This window comes from Nocardioides sp. (genome assembly GCF_036401255.1).
In the GTDB taxonomy this organism is placed as follows: domain Bacteria; phylum Actinomycetota; class Actinomycetes; order Propionibacteriales; family Nocardioidaceae; genus Nocardioides.
Map to the genome: position 1 here is coordinate 1 of NZ_DASWVI010000483.1, position 15,396 is coordinate 15,396.

At 71.6% G+C, this 15,396-nt stretch carries 11 protein-coding genes and 1 pseudogene; 10 read left to right on the top strand and 2 right to left on the bottom strand.

From position 1 onward, the window contains the following. Positions 1 to 333 (bottom strand): annotated as a pseudogene (locus tag VGD85_RS22345) (FMN-binding glutamate synthase family protein); the annotation flags it as partial. An 84-nt stretch (positions 334 to 417) separates the two neighbouring features. Between VGD85_RS22345 and VGD85_RS22350 the strand changes: the two are divergent. Further along, complete coding sequence (locus VGD85_RS22350) at positions 418 to 1,242, top strand: class II aldolase/adducin family protein (RefSeq protein WP_331065637.1); 825 nt, start codon at positions 418 to 420, stop codon at positions 1,240 to 1,242. 19 nt (positions 1,243 to 1,261) lie between these two features. Here the strand turns inward: VGD85_RS22350 and VGD85_RS22355 are convergent, their stop codons facing one another. Then, complete coding sequence (locus tag VGD85_RS22355; RefSeq protein WP_331065638.1) at positions 1,262 to 2,278, bottom strand: LacI family DNA-binding transcriptional regulator; 1,017 nt, start codon at positions 2,276 to 2,278, stop codon at positions 1,262 to 1,264. 157 nt (positions 2,279 to 2,435) lie between these two features. Here VGD85_RS22355 and VGD85_RS22360 point away from each other — a divergent pair, with 157 nt between their 5' ends. From VGD85_RS22360 to VGD85_RS22400, 9 genes are all read left to right on the top strand, one after another. Then, a complete protein-coding gene (locus VGD85_RS22360) occupies positions 2,436 to 5,021 on the top strand; it encodes an alpha-L-rhamnosidase (protein ID WP_331065639.1) in 2,586 nt (861 codons plus the stop codon). Between the two features lie 277 nt (positions 5,022 to 5,298). Then, complete coding sequence (locus tag VGD85_RS22365) at positions 5,299 to 6,246, top strand: sugar ABC transporter permease (protein ID WP_331065640.1); 948 nt, start codon at positions 5,299 to 5,301, stop codon at positions 6,244 to 6,246. Further along, the gene (locus VGD85_RS22370; RefSeq protein ID WP_331065641.1) at positions 6,243 to 7,064 is read left to right on the top strand and encodes a carbohydrate ABC transporter permease; all 822 of its coding nucleotides are present in this window, start codon (positions 6,243 to 6,245) and stop codon (positions 7,062 to 7,064) included. The genes VGD85_RS22365 and VGD85_RS22370 overlap by 4 nt, the downstream gene beginning before the upstream one ends. A gap of 119 nt (positions 7,065 to 7,183) precedes the next feature. Continuing rightward, positions 7,184 to 8,488: an ABC transporter substrate-binding protein gene (locus VGD85_RS22375; protein ID WP_331065642.1), complete on the top strand. Its 1,305-nt coding sequence runs from the start codon at positions 7,184 to 7,186 to the stop codon at positions 8,486 to 8,488. A gap of 175 nt (positions 8,489 to 8,663) precedes the next feature. Further along, positions 8,664 to 9,827, top strand: a complete 1,164-nt coding sequence (rhaI, locus tag VGD85_RS22380; protein ID WP_331065643.1) for an L-rhamnose isomerase — start codon at positions 8,664 to 8,666, stop codon at positions 9,825 to 9,827. Further along, positions 9,827 to 11,857: a bifunctional aldolase/short-chain dehydrogenase gene (locus tag VGD85_RS22385; protein ID WP_331065644.1), complete on the top strand. Its 2,031-nt coding sequence runs from the start codon at positions 9,827 to 9,829 to the stop codon at positions 11,855 to 11,857. The genes rhaI and VGD85_RS22385 overlap by 1 nt, the downstream gene beginning before the upstream one ends. A 7-nt stretch (positions 11,858 to 11,864) precedes the next feature. Then, a complete protein-coding gene (locus VGD85_RS22390; RefSeq protein WP_331065645.1) occupies positions 11,865 to 13,304 on the top strand; it encodes a rhamnulokinase family protein in 1,440 nt (479 codons plus the stop codon). Between the two features lie 8 nt (positions 13,305 to 13,312). Then, complete coding sequence (locus VGD85_RS22395; RefSeq protein WP_331065646.1) at positions 13,313 to 14,053, top strand: (Fe-S)-binding protein; 741 nt, start codon at positions 13,313 to 13,315, stop codon at positions 14,051 to 14,053. Continuing rightward, on the top strand, positions 14,050 to 15,396 hold a 1,347-nt coding region (locus VGD85_RS22400; protein ID WP_331065647.1), incomplete at its 3' end, for a lactate utilization protein B. The genes VGD85_RS22395 and VGD85_RS22400, both read left to right, overlap by 4 nt.

The following is a 15,396-nucleotide window of genomic DNA, read 5'->3' on the forward strand; positions in this document are numbered from 1 at the left end:
CCGCCCGAACGTCCGGTGGTGGACGATCACGTTGCCGGAGCTGTGCTCGAGGTCGTTGTCGGTGCCGAACCCGAAGTAGTTGTTCTGCAGCTTGGCCGAGGAGTACACCCAGCGGCGCTGGTCGCGGCTGAACGGCCGCTCTTCGTCGTTGCTCGCCACGATGTACTGCCGCAGCTCGGGCCCGACCGACTCCAGCCAGTACCGCGCGTGCCCGAGTACCGGGAAGTTGCGCAGGATCGCGTGCCGTCGCTGCAGCAGGTCGTGCGCGGCGACGGCGCCGAGTGCGGCGGCCGGGAGGGCAGCGAGGGTCGTCTTCCGCAGGGTCGGGCTCATGGGCGGGGGGTACCCACCTCGCGCGGCCCGAGTCGGTCCGGCTAGACTATGAAACGATTCATTCCCGTGCCCGATGGAGACCCCATGACCGACACCAGCTCGCGCCCGGACCTCGACGAGCTGCTCGACGCGATGGGCGCGGCCGGCGCCCGGATCAGCGAGATCGACGCCAGCGAGGCCGGTGCCGGCAACATCTCCGTGCTGGTCGGATGGGACGTCGACCTCTCCGAGCACTTCCCCGGCGAGGTCGCCCTGGAGCTGCCGGTGCCGGCGCCGGCGTTGGCCGGCCACACGCTCCTGGTCACCGGGTCGGGCCGCCGGCTGCGCCAGATCGCCGCCGACCCGCTGGCCAACGTGGGCGCGGTCCGGGTCGGCCCCGACGGCGCCTCGGCGACGTTGCACCACCACCCGCGCCGGCTCTTCGAGCGGCTCACCAGCGAGTTCAACTCCCACCTCGGCGTGCACCAGGACCACGTCGCCCGCCGCGGCGTGGACTTCCAGGCCGTCGTGCACGCCCAGCCCCCGCACCTGACCTACCTCAGCCACCTGGCCGGCTATCGCGACACCCGTACGTTCAACCGCCGGGTGCTGCGCTGGGAGCCCGAGACGGTCGTGAGCCTGGCGGCGGGCATCGGGGTGCTGCCGTTCCTGGTGCCCGGCTCGGCGGAGATGATGGCCGCCAACGTCGCCGGGCTGCGTGACCACGAGATCGTGCTGTGGTCCAAGCACGGCGTGATGTCCCGCTCCGACGTCTCCGTCACGCGCGCCGTCGACCGGGTCGAGTACGCCGAGACCGGCGCCCGCTACGAGTACATGGACCTCGTCGCCGGGGGTCGGGGCGAGGGCCTGTCCGAGGGGGAGCTGCGCCGGGTCGCCGAGGAGTTCGGCGTCGAGACCAGCTGGATCTGACCCTCGGCCGCGCCGCGCCTCAGCCGAGGGTCGACGCCCGCGCCACCAGCTCGGGTGTGAAGACGACCTGCTGGTGGGTGTGCTGCGGGTTGTTCGCCTCGTCGAGCACCAGCTCGGCCGCCCTCGCTCCCAGCTGCTGGCGCGGCTGTCGCACCGAGGTCAGCGGCACGGCCGCGGCGGCCGCGAAGTCGATGTCGTCGTAGCCGACGATGGCCAGGTCGTCGGGGATCCGGCGACCGGTGCTCATCGTCTGCTGCAGCAGGCCGAGGGCCAGCAGGTCGTTGGCACAGAAGGCAGCCGTCGGCCGTCGTCCCTTCGGCAGCCCGGAGAGCCGCTCGCCCGCCGCGCGGCCATCGGCCACCGTGGGGGCATCGGTGGCGAGCACGACGAAGTCCTCCTCGCGACGCCCGGCGGCCAGCCACGCGGCCTTGGCCCCGTCATGGCGATCCGCGACCTGGCCGATGCCGAACGGCCCGCCCACGAACGCGATCCGCTCGTGGCCCTGGTCGACGAGGTGCTCGACAGCGAGGCGGCCGCCCAGCACGTCGTCGACGGCGACCGTGCAGAAGCCCGCCACGTTCGAGCTGCGGTCGACGACGACGATCGGGGTGCCGCGCCGCGCGACCGTCTCGAGGAGCTCGGAGTTCGGGTCGACGGGCGTGATGAGGATGCCCTGGACGCGCTGCTGCTCGAGGTGCTCGAGGTGCTCGGCCTCCTTGCGGGCACGGTTGTCGCTGTTGCACAAGAACAGCGACAGCTCCGCTGCCTCGGCCGCGTCGTCGATCCCGGCGGCGACGTCGGTGAAGAACGGGTTGCGGGCATCGAGCATCACGTAGGCCAGCGTCCGGCTCTTGCCCAGCCGCAGCTGGCGCGCCGACTCGTTGCGCACGAAGCCCAGGTCGCGCATCGCCTGCTCCACGCGGGAGCGGGTCTTCTCCGTGACCCGCTCGGGTCGGTTGAGCACGTTGGAGACGGTGCCGAGGGACACGCCGGCCGCTTGAGCGACGTCCTTCACCGAGGCGCCTCGCACCGTCATCGTTTCATCCTCCTGGGTGGCGTGATGGATCGTACCGGTCGCGCGACCGCACGGCGGGTCGATCGGGAGGGCCCGGATCGACGTGGGGCACTGGACAGGCGCGGCATGAAACGGTTCAATCGCAGGGCCAGACTACCCGAGGAACCAGGACCGAGCCGTGACCGACGTGACCGTCACCCCGCCCACCTTCGAGCAGCTCCGCGACGCCCTGGGCGTCGGTGTCGCCGAGCCGCGGTGGTCGTTCCGCACGACGGCGGACGGCACGTGGCGGCAGCAGGGCTACGAGGTCGAGGTCGAACGGGGCGGTACGACGAGCGTGGTCAGGGTCGAGTCCGCGCAAAGCGTGCTGCTGGCGTGGCCCGGGGCACCGCTCGGCTCCCGCGAGCGGGCCACCGTGCGGGTCCGCGCCCTGGGTGCCGACGGCCGCGCCAGCTCCTGGTCGGACGTCTCGACGGTCGAGGCCGGACTGCTCCGAGCCGCCGACTGGACCGCGCGGATGATCACCCCGGCCTGGCGGCAGGACCCGGACGCGGACGCCGCGCCGGCGCTGCTGCGCCGCGAGTTCGCGCTCGACGGCGAGGTCCGGTCGGCGCGGCTCTACATCACCGCGCACGGCGTCTATGAGGCGGAGCTCAACGGGTCGTCGGTCGCCGAGGACGCGATGGCGCCCGGGTGGACGTCGTACGACCACCGCCTGCGCTACCAGACCTACGACGTGACCGACCTGCTGCGCACCGGGGCGAACGCCCTCGGTGTCATGGTCGCCGACGGCTGGTTCCGGGGCCGGCTCGGGTTCCACGGTGGGCGCCGCAACAACTGGGGCGCCGAGCTCGGGGTCCTGGCCCAGCTCGAGGTGGAGCTCACCGACGGCCGTCGTCTGCACGTGGTGTCCGACGAGGACTGGCGTGCAAGCACCGGGCCGATCCTCACCACGAGCATCTACGACGGGGAGCAGCACGACGCCCGCCGGTCGGCGCCGGGTTGGAGCCGGCCCGGCTTCGACGACCACGACTGGAGCCCGGTGCGCGCGGTCCCGCGCGATCCCGCGACCCTGGTCGCACCCGACGGGCCGCCGGTGCGCTGCACCGAGGAGGTCGCGCCGGTCCGGGTCTGGCGGTCGCCGTCCGGTGCCACCCTGCTCGACTTCGGGCAGAACCTCGTCGGCCGGCTCCGGATCACCGTCGAGGGCGAGGCCGGGCACACCGTCACGCTGCGGCACGCGGAGGTGTTGCAGGACGGCGAGCTGTGCACGCGACCCCTCCGGTTCGCCGACGCGACCGACACCTACACGCTCGCGGGTGGGGGGCCGGAGACCTGGGAGCCCAGGTTCACCCTGCACGGGTTCCGGTACGCCGAGGTCGACGGCTGGACCGGCGGCGACATCGCCGCCCACGTCGTGGCTCGCGTGCACCACACCGACCTGCTCCGGGCGGGCTGGTTCGAGTGCTCGGACCCGGCCGTGAACCGGCTGCACGAGAACGTCGTGTGGTCGATGCGTGGCAACTTCGTCGACGTGCCGACGGACTGCCCCCAGCGCGACGAGCGCCTCGGCTGGACCGGGGACATCCAGGTGTTCGCGCCGACCGCGGTCTTCCTCTACCAGGCATCGGGGATGCTGCGCGGCTGGCTGCGCGACGTCGCGGCCGACCAGCTGCCGGACGGCAACGTGCCGTGGTACGTGCCGTACCTCGAGACCGACGAGTTCTGCACCCCGCCCCGTCCCTCCGCGGTGTGGGGCGACGTGGCGGTCCTGACGCCGTGGGACGTCTACCAGGCGTCCGGTGACGTCCGGGTCCTCGAGGACCAGTACGACTCCGCGCTGGCCTGGGTCGACATGGTCGAGCGCCGGGCCGGCGCGGACCTCGTGTGGGACGCCGACTTCCAGCTCGGTGACTGGCTCGACCCCGCGGCGCCGCCGGAGGACCCGGCCGCAGCGCTGACCGACCCCGCGCTCGTCGCGACGGCGTACTTCGCGCGGTCGGCTCGCACGCTGGCGCGGATCGCGGCCGTCCTCGGCCGGCGTGACGACGAGGACCGGTACGCCGCCCTCGCGGACCGCGTGGGCGCCGCCTTCCGGTCGCGCTACTACCCCGGCGGCGGCCCGGTCGTCGACACCCAGACCGCCCACGCCCTGGCGATCAGCTTCGACCTCCTCGACGCGGATGCCGAGCGCGTCGCCGGAGACCGGCTCGCCGAGCTCGTGGAGACGGCCGGCAACCGGATCGCCACCGGCTTCGCCGGCACACCGCTGGTGACCGGGGCGCTCACGCGGACCGGACATCTCGAGCGCGCCTACGCGCTGCTGCTCGAGCGCGAGTGCCCCTCGTGGCTCTACGCGGTCGACCAGGGGGCCACGACGATCTGGGAGCGCTGGGACAGCCAGCTGCCCGACGGCACCGTCAATCCCGGGGAGATGACGTCGTTCAACCACTACGCCCTGGGCGCGGTCGCGGCGTGGCTCCACTCGACGGTCGCGGGCCTGGCCGCGACGGCGCCCGGCTACCGCGCCGTGCGGTTCGCCCCGCGCCCCGGTGGGGGCCTGACCCACGCGTCGGCTCGCCACCTGAGTCCGTACGGCGAGGTGGCGATCGCGTGGCGGATCGACGGGGAGCGGCTGGACGTCGACGTCGAGGTGCCGGTGGGTGTGGACGCGGTCGTGGACCTGCCCGGTCAGCCACCGCAGTCGGTCGTCCCGGGCCGGCACCGGCTGTCGGTCGCGCACGTGCCCGCCCCCCGCTTCTAGTGTCGGGGGTTCCTGGACGCGCGGCCCGCGCGAAGCGCGTCTTGACTCCCAACCCGCTGCCCTGGCTTCTGGGCGGATCGTTTCAGCGCGTCGGGCCGCGCCCATGTCGCGCCGCGATCCCGGTTCCCGTGGCCCTGTCGTCGCGAGCGTGACCAAATTGTTTCGCTGTGACCGTTGACACGGCGGTGCGATTTTGTAACGATTCACAACACCGCGAGACGGGTGCACCAGCACGGCACACCCCCTCGACCGAGCACGTTCCGTGAGAGGCAGGCGCGTGGCAACTCTGACCAGCGAACCGGCGGCCACCACGGCCGCAGCGCGCCGCCGGTGGCCGCGGTTCGACCTCCTCGGACGGCGCTCCCGCGCGCCGTGGTGGTTCCTGCTCCCGGGCCTGACCCTCTACGCGTTCGTGGTGCTGATCCCGAGCGCTCGCGGCATCGCGCTCGCGTTCACCGACTGGAACGGCATCAACCCGACCTACTCCTACGTCGGGTTCGACAACTTCTCGAAGCTGTGGGAGACCGACCTCGTCCGCGAGGCCCTCGTGCGCACGGTGGTGATCGCGGTCGCGATCACGATCGTGCAGAACGCGATCGGCCTGCTGCTGGCCCTCGGGGTCAACTCCCAGATCAAGTCCCGCAACGTGCTGCGGGTGCTGCTCTTCGCCCCGGCTGTGCTCACCCCGGTCGTCACCGCGTACCTGTGGCGCAACCTGCTGGCGCCCACCGGCGCGGTCAACGCCCTCCTCGACCTGGTCGGCCTCGACCGGTTCGAGCACGCCTGGCTCGGCGACTCGAGGTACGCGACCTGGTCGATCGTGTTCATCGTCGTGTGGCAGTACGCCGGGTACTCCATGGTGATCTTCCTGGCTGGTCTGCAGAGCATCTCGCAGGACATCTACGAGGCCGCCGAGGTCGACGGCGCCAGCCGGATCCGCCGGTTCTGGTACGTCGAGCGGCCACTCCTGGCTCCGGCGATCACGATCAACCTGATGCTCTCGATCATCGGCGGGATCAAGCTGTTCGACCAGATCTACGCGACGACCGGGGGCGGGCCGGCCAACTCCACGCAGAACCTGTCGGCGCTGATCTACCGCTACGCCTTCAACTCCGGACAGTTCTCGTTCGCGATCGCCATGTCGGTCGTCCTGACCGTGCTGGTCGCCGTGCTGGCGTTCGGTCAGTTCGCCTTCCTGCGCCGGGCCGAGAGGAACGCCTCGTGAAGCGCTACACCGGACGCACCCTGGTCCTCGAGCTCGTGATGATCGCGACGGCCGTCGTGATCGCCTTCCCGATCTACGTCCTGGTCAACCTGTCCCTGCGCGACAAGAGGTCCGGCCAGTCGATCCTGAGCCCGACGACCGACCCGACGTTCGACAACTACCGCACCGCCTGGCGCGATGCCGGCCTGGGGAGCGCGCTGCTGAACAGCACGATCGTCACGGTCGTCAGCGTCCTGGTGATCGTCGTCGTCTCCTCGATGGCGGCGTATGTGCTCGCCCGCGTCACCCGCGCCTGGTCCCGGATCGCGTTCGTCGTGGTGATGATCGGCCTGCTGCTCCCCTTCCAGCTCGCGCTGCTGCCGCTCTACAGCACGATGCGCGACCTCGACCTGCTCGGGTCGATCTGGTCGCTGATCCTCTTCTACAGCGGGCTCCAGGTGCCGTTCGCGACGTTCTTGTACGTCGGGTTCCTCCGCGCGCTGCCCACGGACTACGAGGAGGCGGCGATGCTCGACGGCTGCTCCCCGCTGCGCGCGTTCACCAGCGTTGTCTTCCCGCTGCTCCGGCCCATCACCGGAACGGTCGTCATCCTCAACGCGGTCTTCGTCTGGAACGACTTCTTCACGCCCCTGCTGTACCTGTCCGGCACCGACACCTCGACGATGCCGCTCGCCGTCTCGACCTTCGTCGCGCAGTACCTCTCCAACTACAACGTCGTCTTCGCCGGCCTCCTCATCGGGATGCTGCCGGTGCTGATCGTCTACTTCCTCATGCAACGCAGCATCATCAAGGGCTTCAGCGGTGGCCTGAAGGCCTGATCCGGCCCTACGCCGACGCGTCCGTCGGCCCATCCACGCTTCGCCGCCGCTCCGGGGCGTCGGGAAGGAACACCATCGTCGTCGCAATGGTCCCGCGGCGCGCATCCCATGGAGGAAACATGCACAGGAAACGCCTCATCGCAGCAAGCCTGGCGACCGCTGCGGCACTGTTCTCGCTCGCCGCGTGCGGCGGCAGCGACAGCGAGGGCGGCTCGAACGACTCGGGCTCGGCCGAGACCTCCGAGCCGACGGGCACCCTCACGATCTCCGCGCTCAACTCCGACAAGGCCGCCCTCGAGGCATCGATCAAGGCGTTCCAGGCGGCGTACCCGGACCTCGACGTCAAGACCACCTGGGCCGACACGGACCAGTACCAGCCGACCCTGCGCACCCAGCTCACCGGAGGCCAGGCCGCGGACGTCATCCAGATCTGGCCGGGCGCCGGCAACTCCGCCGCGATCTCCGTGCTCCAGCCCGCCGGCCTGCTCGAGGACCTCAGCGACCGGCCGTGGGCCGCGGACGTTCCGGACGGCCTCAAGCCCGTCCTGACCGTGGACGACCAGGTCTACGGCCTGTCGGTCACCGTGAGCGGCATCGGCGCGATCTTCAACGACCAGGCCATGGAGAAGATCGGTGCCACCGCACCGACGACCTGGACCGAGCTGCTCGACCTGTGCCAGACCGCGCAGGACAAGGGCACGGTCGCGTTCGCGCTCGGCACCCAGGACAGTTGGGTCGGTCAGCTGATCCCCTACGCGCTGGCGCCCGAGCTCGTCTACACCGCCGACCCGGAGCTCGACATGACCGACGACTACTCGGCTCCGCACTTCGCGGGCAGCGCCTGGGAGGACGTGCTGGCCGAGTACAGCGAGATGGACGACGCCGGCTGCTTCCAGGACGACCCCAACGGCACCGACTACAACACCTCGATCTCCATGGTCGCCAAGGGCGACGCGCTCGGCCTGGTCAACGGCAACTGGGCGATCGCCGCCCTCAAGGACGCGGCCCCCGCTGACGCGACCTTCACGCTCAACGCCGTCCCGGCGAGCGACGACACCGAGGCCACGCGGATGGCGGCGGCCGCCTCCGGCACGTACGGCGTCAACGCGAACGCCGAGAACAAGACCGCAGCACTGGCGTTCATCGACTTCCTCGCCGGCGCCGAGGGCACCAACGCCTTCGCGGAGGTCAACGCCGGCCTGCCTGGCATCCCGAACGACGAGTTCCAGCTCGACCCGTCGCTCCAGGCCCTCGGTGACTACTTCAACGGCGGCAAGACCTACCCGTTCATGGACCAGCTCTGGCCGAACCCCGACGTGCAGAACGCGCACCTGACGGGCATCCAGGGCTACTTCGACGGCAGCCAGTCGATGGATGACGTCCTCAAGGGCATGGACGACGCCTGGGCTCAGGGACCCGCCTGACCCACCACCGGCTCCCGGGCCCGCCCTGCCGCCTCGACCAGTACGGGCGGGCCCGGGACACCAGTCCCTTCAGCCAGTCCTTTCAGCCAGTCCTTTCAGCCAGCCGTTTCAGCCAGCCCCACCGCCACCGGCCGACCCCACGACCGCCGAACGACCTACGGAGAGTGACCCCACCATGCCCAGCTTCGCCGAGATCGCACCCCTCCTCGAGGGCCAGGCGATCGAGGTCCCCTCGTGGGCCTACGGCAACTCCGGCACCCGGTTCAAGGTGTTCGGGACCCCCGGGACCCCACGCACCGTCGAGGAGAAGGTCGCCGACGCCGCGGCCGTCCACCGGTTCACCGGGCTGGCACCCTCGGTGGCGCTGCACATCCCGTGGGACCTCGTCGACGACTTCGGGGCCCTGCGGCGGTACGCCGAGGACCTCGGCATCCGACTCGGCACCATCAACTCCAACACCTTCCAGGACGACGACTACAAGCTCGGGGCGCTCACCCACGTCGACCCGAAGATCCGGCAGAAGGCGATCGACCACCACTTCGAGTGCATCGACGTCATGCACGCCACCGGGTCCCGCGACCTGAAGATCTGGCTGGCCGAGGGGACGAACTACCCGGGCCAGGGGGACATCCGGGGCCGCCAGGACCGGCTGGCCGAGAGCCTGCGCACGATCTACGACCGGCTCGACGACGACCAGAGGCTGGTGCTGGAGTACAAGTTCTTCGAGCCGGCGTTCTACCACACCGACGTCCCGGACTGGGGCACGTCGTACACCCACGTGGCCGCCCTCGGCGAGCGTGCGCTGGTCTGCCTGGACACCGGCCACCACGCGCCGGGGACCAACATCGAGTTCATCGTGGCCCAGCTGATCCGGCTCGGGAAGCTCGGCTCGTTCGACTTCAACAGCCGCTTCTACGCCGACGACGACCTGATCGTGGGGGCGGCGGACCCCTTCCAGCTCTTCCGCATCCTGTTCGAGTGCATCCGCGGTGGCGCGTTCGGAGCCGACAGCGACGTGGCCTACATGCTCGATCAGTGCCACAACATCGAGAAGAAGATCCCCGGCCAGATCCGGTCGGTGCTCAACGTCCAGGAGATGACGGCCCGCGCGCTGCTCGTCGACCGTGACGCCCTCGCGCAGGCGCAGGAGGACGGCGACGTCCTGCTGGCCAACGAGATCTTCATGGACGCCTTCTACACCGACGTCCGCGCCGACCTCGCCACCTGGCGCGAGGACCGCGGTCTGCCCGCGAACCCGATGCGGGCCTACCTCGAGAGCGGCTATCAGGAGCAGATCGAGGCGGACCGCGTGGGCGGGACGCAGGCAGGGTGGAACTGATGACGACGGCGGCAGACCTGATCGCACGCTCGAACCGGTTGGGTGCGGATCCGAAGAACACCAACTACGCCGGCGGCAACACCTCTGCCAAGGGCACCGAGACCGACCCGGTCACCGGCCAGCCGGTCGAGCTGGTCTGGGTGAAGGGTTCCGGCGGCGACCTCGGCACGCTGACCGAGTCCGGCCTAGCCGTGCTCCGCCTCGACCGGATGCGCGCGCTCGTCGACGTCTACCCCGGGGTCGAGCGCGAGGACGAGATGGTCGCGGCGTTCGACTACTGCCTGCATGGCAAGGGTGGCGCGGCTCCGTCGATCGACACCGCGATGCACGGTCTCGTCGACGCCGCGCACGTCGACCACCTGCACCCCGACAGCGGCATCGCGATCGCGACCGCCGCCGACGGCGAGGCGCTGACGAAGAAGATCTTCGGCGACCGGGTCGTGTGGGTGCCCTGGCGCCGCCCGGGCTTCCAGCTCGGCCTCGACATCGCCGCGATCAAGGAGCAGCACCCGAAGGCGATCGGCTGCATCCTCGGCGGCCACGGCATCACCGCCTGGGGCGACACCAGCGCGAAGTGCGAGAAGAACTCGCTCTGGATGATCCGGACCGCCGAGAGGTACATCAAGGCGAACTCCAAGAAGGAGCCGTTCGGCCCGCGCGTGAAGAAGTGGGAGCCCCTGAGCCCCGCCAAGCGGCGGGCCCGTGCCGCCGAGCTCGCCCCGCTGCTGCGCGGCGTCGCCTCCCACGACCGGCCGATGGTCGGGCACTTCACCGACGACAAGGTCGTCCTCGACTTCCTCGCCAGCCGCCACCACCCGCGCCTGGCCGAGCTCGGCACCTCGTGCCCCGACCACTTCCTGCGCACCAAGGTCAAGCCGATGGTCGTCGACCTCCCGGCCGACGCCCCGCTGGCGAAGGTCAAGGCCAGGGTCGCCGAGATCCACGAGGCCTACCGCGCCGACTACGCCGGCTACTACGAGCGCAACAAGGTCAAGGGCTCGCCGGCGATGCGCGGCGCCGACCCGCTGATCATCCTGGTGCCCGGTGTCGGCATGTTCTCCTACGGAGCGAACAAGCAGACCGCCCGCGTCGCCGGGGAGTTCTACGTCAACGCGATCAACGTGATGCGCGGGGCGGAGGGGCTCTCGACCTACGCGCCGATCGACGAGGCCGAGAAGTTCCGCATCGAGTACTGGGCGCTCGAGGAGGCCAAGCTCCAACGGCAGCCATTGCCCAAGCCGCTCGCCACCCGCGTCGCACTGGTCACCGGGGCGGCCTCGGGCATCGGCAAGGCGACGGCCCGCAAGCTCGCCGCCGAGGGTGCCTGTGTCGTGATCGCGGACCTGTCGCTGGAGAAGGCCCAGGCGGCCGCCGCCGAGATCGGCGGCACCGACGTCGCCGTCGGCGTCCAGACCGACGTGTCCGACGCCGCCGCCGTCCAGCGCCTGCTCGCCGAGACCGTGCTCGCCTTCGGCGGCGTCGACCTCGTCGTCAACAACGCCGGCCTCTCCCTGTCGCGGTCGCTGCTCGACACCACCGAGCAGGACTGGGACCTCCAGCACGACGTGATGGCCAAGGGCTCCTTCCTCGTGGCCCAGGCCGCGGCGCGGGCGATGATCGACCAGGGGATGGGCGGCGACATCGTCTACATCTCCTCGAAGAACTCCGTCTTCGCCGGACCCAACAACGTCGCGTACGGCGCCGCCAAGGCCGACCAGGCCCACCAGGTGCGGCTGCTGGCCGCCGAGCTCGGCGAGCACGGCATCAAGGTCAACGGCGTCAATCCCGATGGCGTGGTCCAGGGCTCCGGCATCTTCGCCGGCGGCTGGGGCGCCAACCGGGCCGCCGTGTACGGCGTGAAGGAGAAGGACCTCGGCACGTTCTACGCCCAACGCACGATCCTCAAGCGCGAGGTGCTGCCCGAGCACATCGCCAACGCGGTCTTCGTCCTGTGCTCCGCTGAGCTGAGCCACACCACCGGCCTGCACGTCCCGGTCGACGCGGGCGTGGCGGCGGCCTTCCTGCGATGAGCCCACGATGACGCTCCGGCTCGCCGCGGTGGACCTCGGGGCCACCTCGGGCCGCGTCATGGTGGTCGAGGTCGGTCCCGACGACCTCGGGCTGACCGAGGTGCACCGCTTCCCCAACGGGGCCGCGAGGGCCGCGGACGGGTCCCTGCGCTGGGACGTCCGCCGACTGTACGACGAGGTGCGTGCCGGGCTCGCCCACGCCGGACGGATCGACGGCGTCGGGATCGACGCGTGGGCGATCGACTACGGCCTGCTCGACGATGCCGGCGAGCTGGTCGAGGCGCCGTACTGCTACCGCGACGGGCGCACCGACGGTGTCGCGGCCCGGGTCCGGGAGCAGGTCGGCGCCGCCGAGCTCTACCGTCGCACCGGCGTGCAGCAGCTGCCGTTCAACACGATCTACCAGTTGGTCGCGGCCGCGGACTCGCCCGCCATCGACCGGGCGCGGACCATGCTGCTGGTGCCGGACCTGCTCGGCTACTGGCTGACCGGCGTCCCGGGCGCCGAGCGCACCAACGCCTCGACCACGGGCCTCTACGACGTGCGGGCGCAGGCCTGGGACACCGACCTCGCCGCCCGGGTCGGGATCGACCCGGGCCTGCTCCCGCCGCTCCGCTCGCCAGGCGAGGTGCTCGGCCCGGCGGTCGGGCTGGACGTGCCGGTGGTGGCCGTGGGCTCCCACGACACCGCCTCCGCCGTGGTCTCGGTCCCGTTCGCGGACCCGTCGGCGGCGTACATCTCCTCGGGCACCTGGTCATTGGTCGGCCTCGAGCTCGACGCGCCGGTGCTCTCCGAGGCCGCCCGGCTCGCCGACTTCACCAACGAAGCCGGGGTCGACGGCGCCACCCGCTTCCTCAAGAACGTCATGGGGCTGTGGGTGCTCTCCCAGTCCGTCGACGCCTGGGGGACCGAGCTGACCACGGTGCTGACCGCTGCGGCGGCCTGCGAGCCGCTGCGCACCGTGGTCGACATCGATGACGCCTCGCTGCTGCCGCCCGGCGACATGCCCGCGCGGATCGCGGCGCTGGCGCGGAGCGCCGGGGAGCCGGTGCCGTCGACGCCGGCCGAGGTGACCCGGTGCATCCTCGACAGCCTGGCGCTCGCCTACCGCCGCACCGTGCGACGGGCGGGCGCGCTCGCGGGCCGGGAGCCGCGGGTCGTGCACGTGGTCGGCGGCGGCTCGCGCAACGAGCTGCTGTGCCAGCTGAGCGCTGACGCGCTCGGGCTGCCCGTCCTCGCGGGACCGGCCGAGGCGGCGGCGATCGGCAACGGCCTGGTGCAGGCCCGCGCGCTCCTCCATCTGCAGGGGAGCGTCGACCTGCCGGACCTGGCCGCGATGCGCGCGCTGGTACGCCGTACGCACCCGCCACGGCGCTACGAGCCGAGGCCCGGGGCCGACTGGGACGCCGCCGAGCAGCGCCTCGACCGGGTCCGCGCGGAGGCATGATGGGCGGCATGCGGGTCGCGCTGATGGTCACGTGCATCAACGACGCGATCTATCCCGAGACCGGCAAGGCGGTGGTCCGGCTGCTGCGCCGGCTCGGCGTCGAGGTCGACTTCCCGACGGCGCAGACCTGCTGCGCGCAGCCGATGGTGAACACCGGCTACCTCGACGAGGCGGTGCCGGTGGTCCGCACGTTCGTCGGCGCGTTCGCCGGCTACGACGCCGTCGTGACCCCGTCGGGCTCGTGCGCCGGCGCGGTGCGCCACCAGCACGCGATCGTCGCGCGCCGCTCCGGCGACCCGGTCCTGGCGTCGGCCGTCGCCGAGGTCGCGCCCCGGGTCCACGAGCTCTCGGAGTTCCTCGTCGACGTCCTCGGTGTCACCGACGTCGGGGCCTACTACCCGCACACCGTGACCTACCATCCGACCTGCCACTCGCTGCGGATGCTCGGCGTCGGCGACCGCCCGCGGCGGTTGCTGGAGGCCGTCCGGGGCCTGCGGCTGGCCGAGCTGCCGCACGCCGAGGAGTGCTGCGGCTTCGGCGGCACGTTCGCGGTGAAGAACGCCGACACGTCGGTGGCGATGGGCAGCGACAAGGTGCGGCACATCCGGGACACCGGCGCCGAGGTCGTGGTCGCGGGCGACAACTCGTGCCTCACCCACATCGGGGGTCTGCTGGGCCGCCAGCGCTCCGGCGTACGCACCGTGCACCTCGCCGAGATCCTGGCGTCGACCGAGGCGGACGTGCGATGACCGGCACGTTCGTCGGGATGCCGAAGTTCCCCGTCGCGGCGCGCGCCGCGCTCGCCGACTCCCAGCTGCGCCACAACCTCGCGCACGCGACCGGAACCATCCGCGCGAAGCGGGCCCGCGTGGTCGCCGAGGTCGACGACTGGGAGCAGCTGCGGCTCGCAGGGGCAGGGGTCAAGGAGTCCGCCTTGCGCTCGCTGGCCGAGCACCTCGAACGGCTCGAGGAGACCCTCACGGCCAACGGCGCCACCGTGCACTGGGCGCGCGACGCCGCCGAGGCGAACGCGATCGTCGCGTCGGTGGCCAAGGCCCACCGGGTCGACGAGGTCGTCAAGGTCAAGTCCATGGTCACCCAGGAGATCGGCCTCAACGAGGCCCTCGCGGCCGAGGGGATCGCGGCATGGGAGACCGACCTCGCCGAGCTGATCGTGCAGCTCGGCGAGGACCTGCCCTCGCACATCCTGGTGCCCGCGATCCACCGCAACCGCGCGGAGATCCGCGAGATCTTCCTGGCGCGGATGGCGGCGGCGGGCCGGCCCGCGCCGGCCGACCTCACCGACGAGCCGGCCGTGCTCGCCGCGGCGGCTCGGGCGCACCTGCGCGAGAAGTTCCTGCGCGCGAAGGTCGCGGTGTCGGGCGCGAACTTCGCAGTCGCCGAGACCGGCACGCTCGTCGTCGTCGAGTCCGAGGGCAACGGCCGGATGTGCCTGACGCTGCCCGAGGTGCTCGTCTCGGTCGTCGGCATCGAGAAGGTGGTGCCGACCTGGGAGGGGCTGGACCCCTTGCTGCGCCTGCTGCCGCGCTCCTCGACCGGCGAGCGGATGAACCCCTACACCTCGATGTGGGCGGGCGTGACGCCCGGTGACGGGCCGCAGGAGGTGCACGTCGTCCTGCTCGACAACGGCCGCACCAACGCACTCGCCGACGAGGTCGGGCGCCAGGCGCTGCGGTGCATCCGGTGCTCGGCGTGCCTGAACGTCTGCCCGGTCTACGAGCGGGTCGGCGGGCACGCCTACGGCTCGGTCTACCCCGGCCCGATCGGCGCGATCCTCAACCCGTTGCTCGAGGGCGTCGGGTCGGACCCCCGGACCGACTCGCTGCCGTACGCGTCCTCCCTGTGCGGCGCCTGCTTCGAGGTGTGCCCGGTGCGCATCGACATCCCGTCGGTGCTCGTCGACCTGCGCGCCCAGGTCGTCGACGCCCACAGGGGCGGGGTGCCCACGGCCGAGGCGCTGGCGTTCAAGGGTGCGGCCGCGGCGCTCTCCGACGCGCGCAGGCTCGGCCTCGGCGAGCGCCTGGCCGGGCCCGGCCTCCGGGTCGCCCGCGGCCTGGCCGGCCTGCCCGGC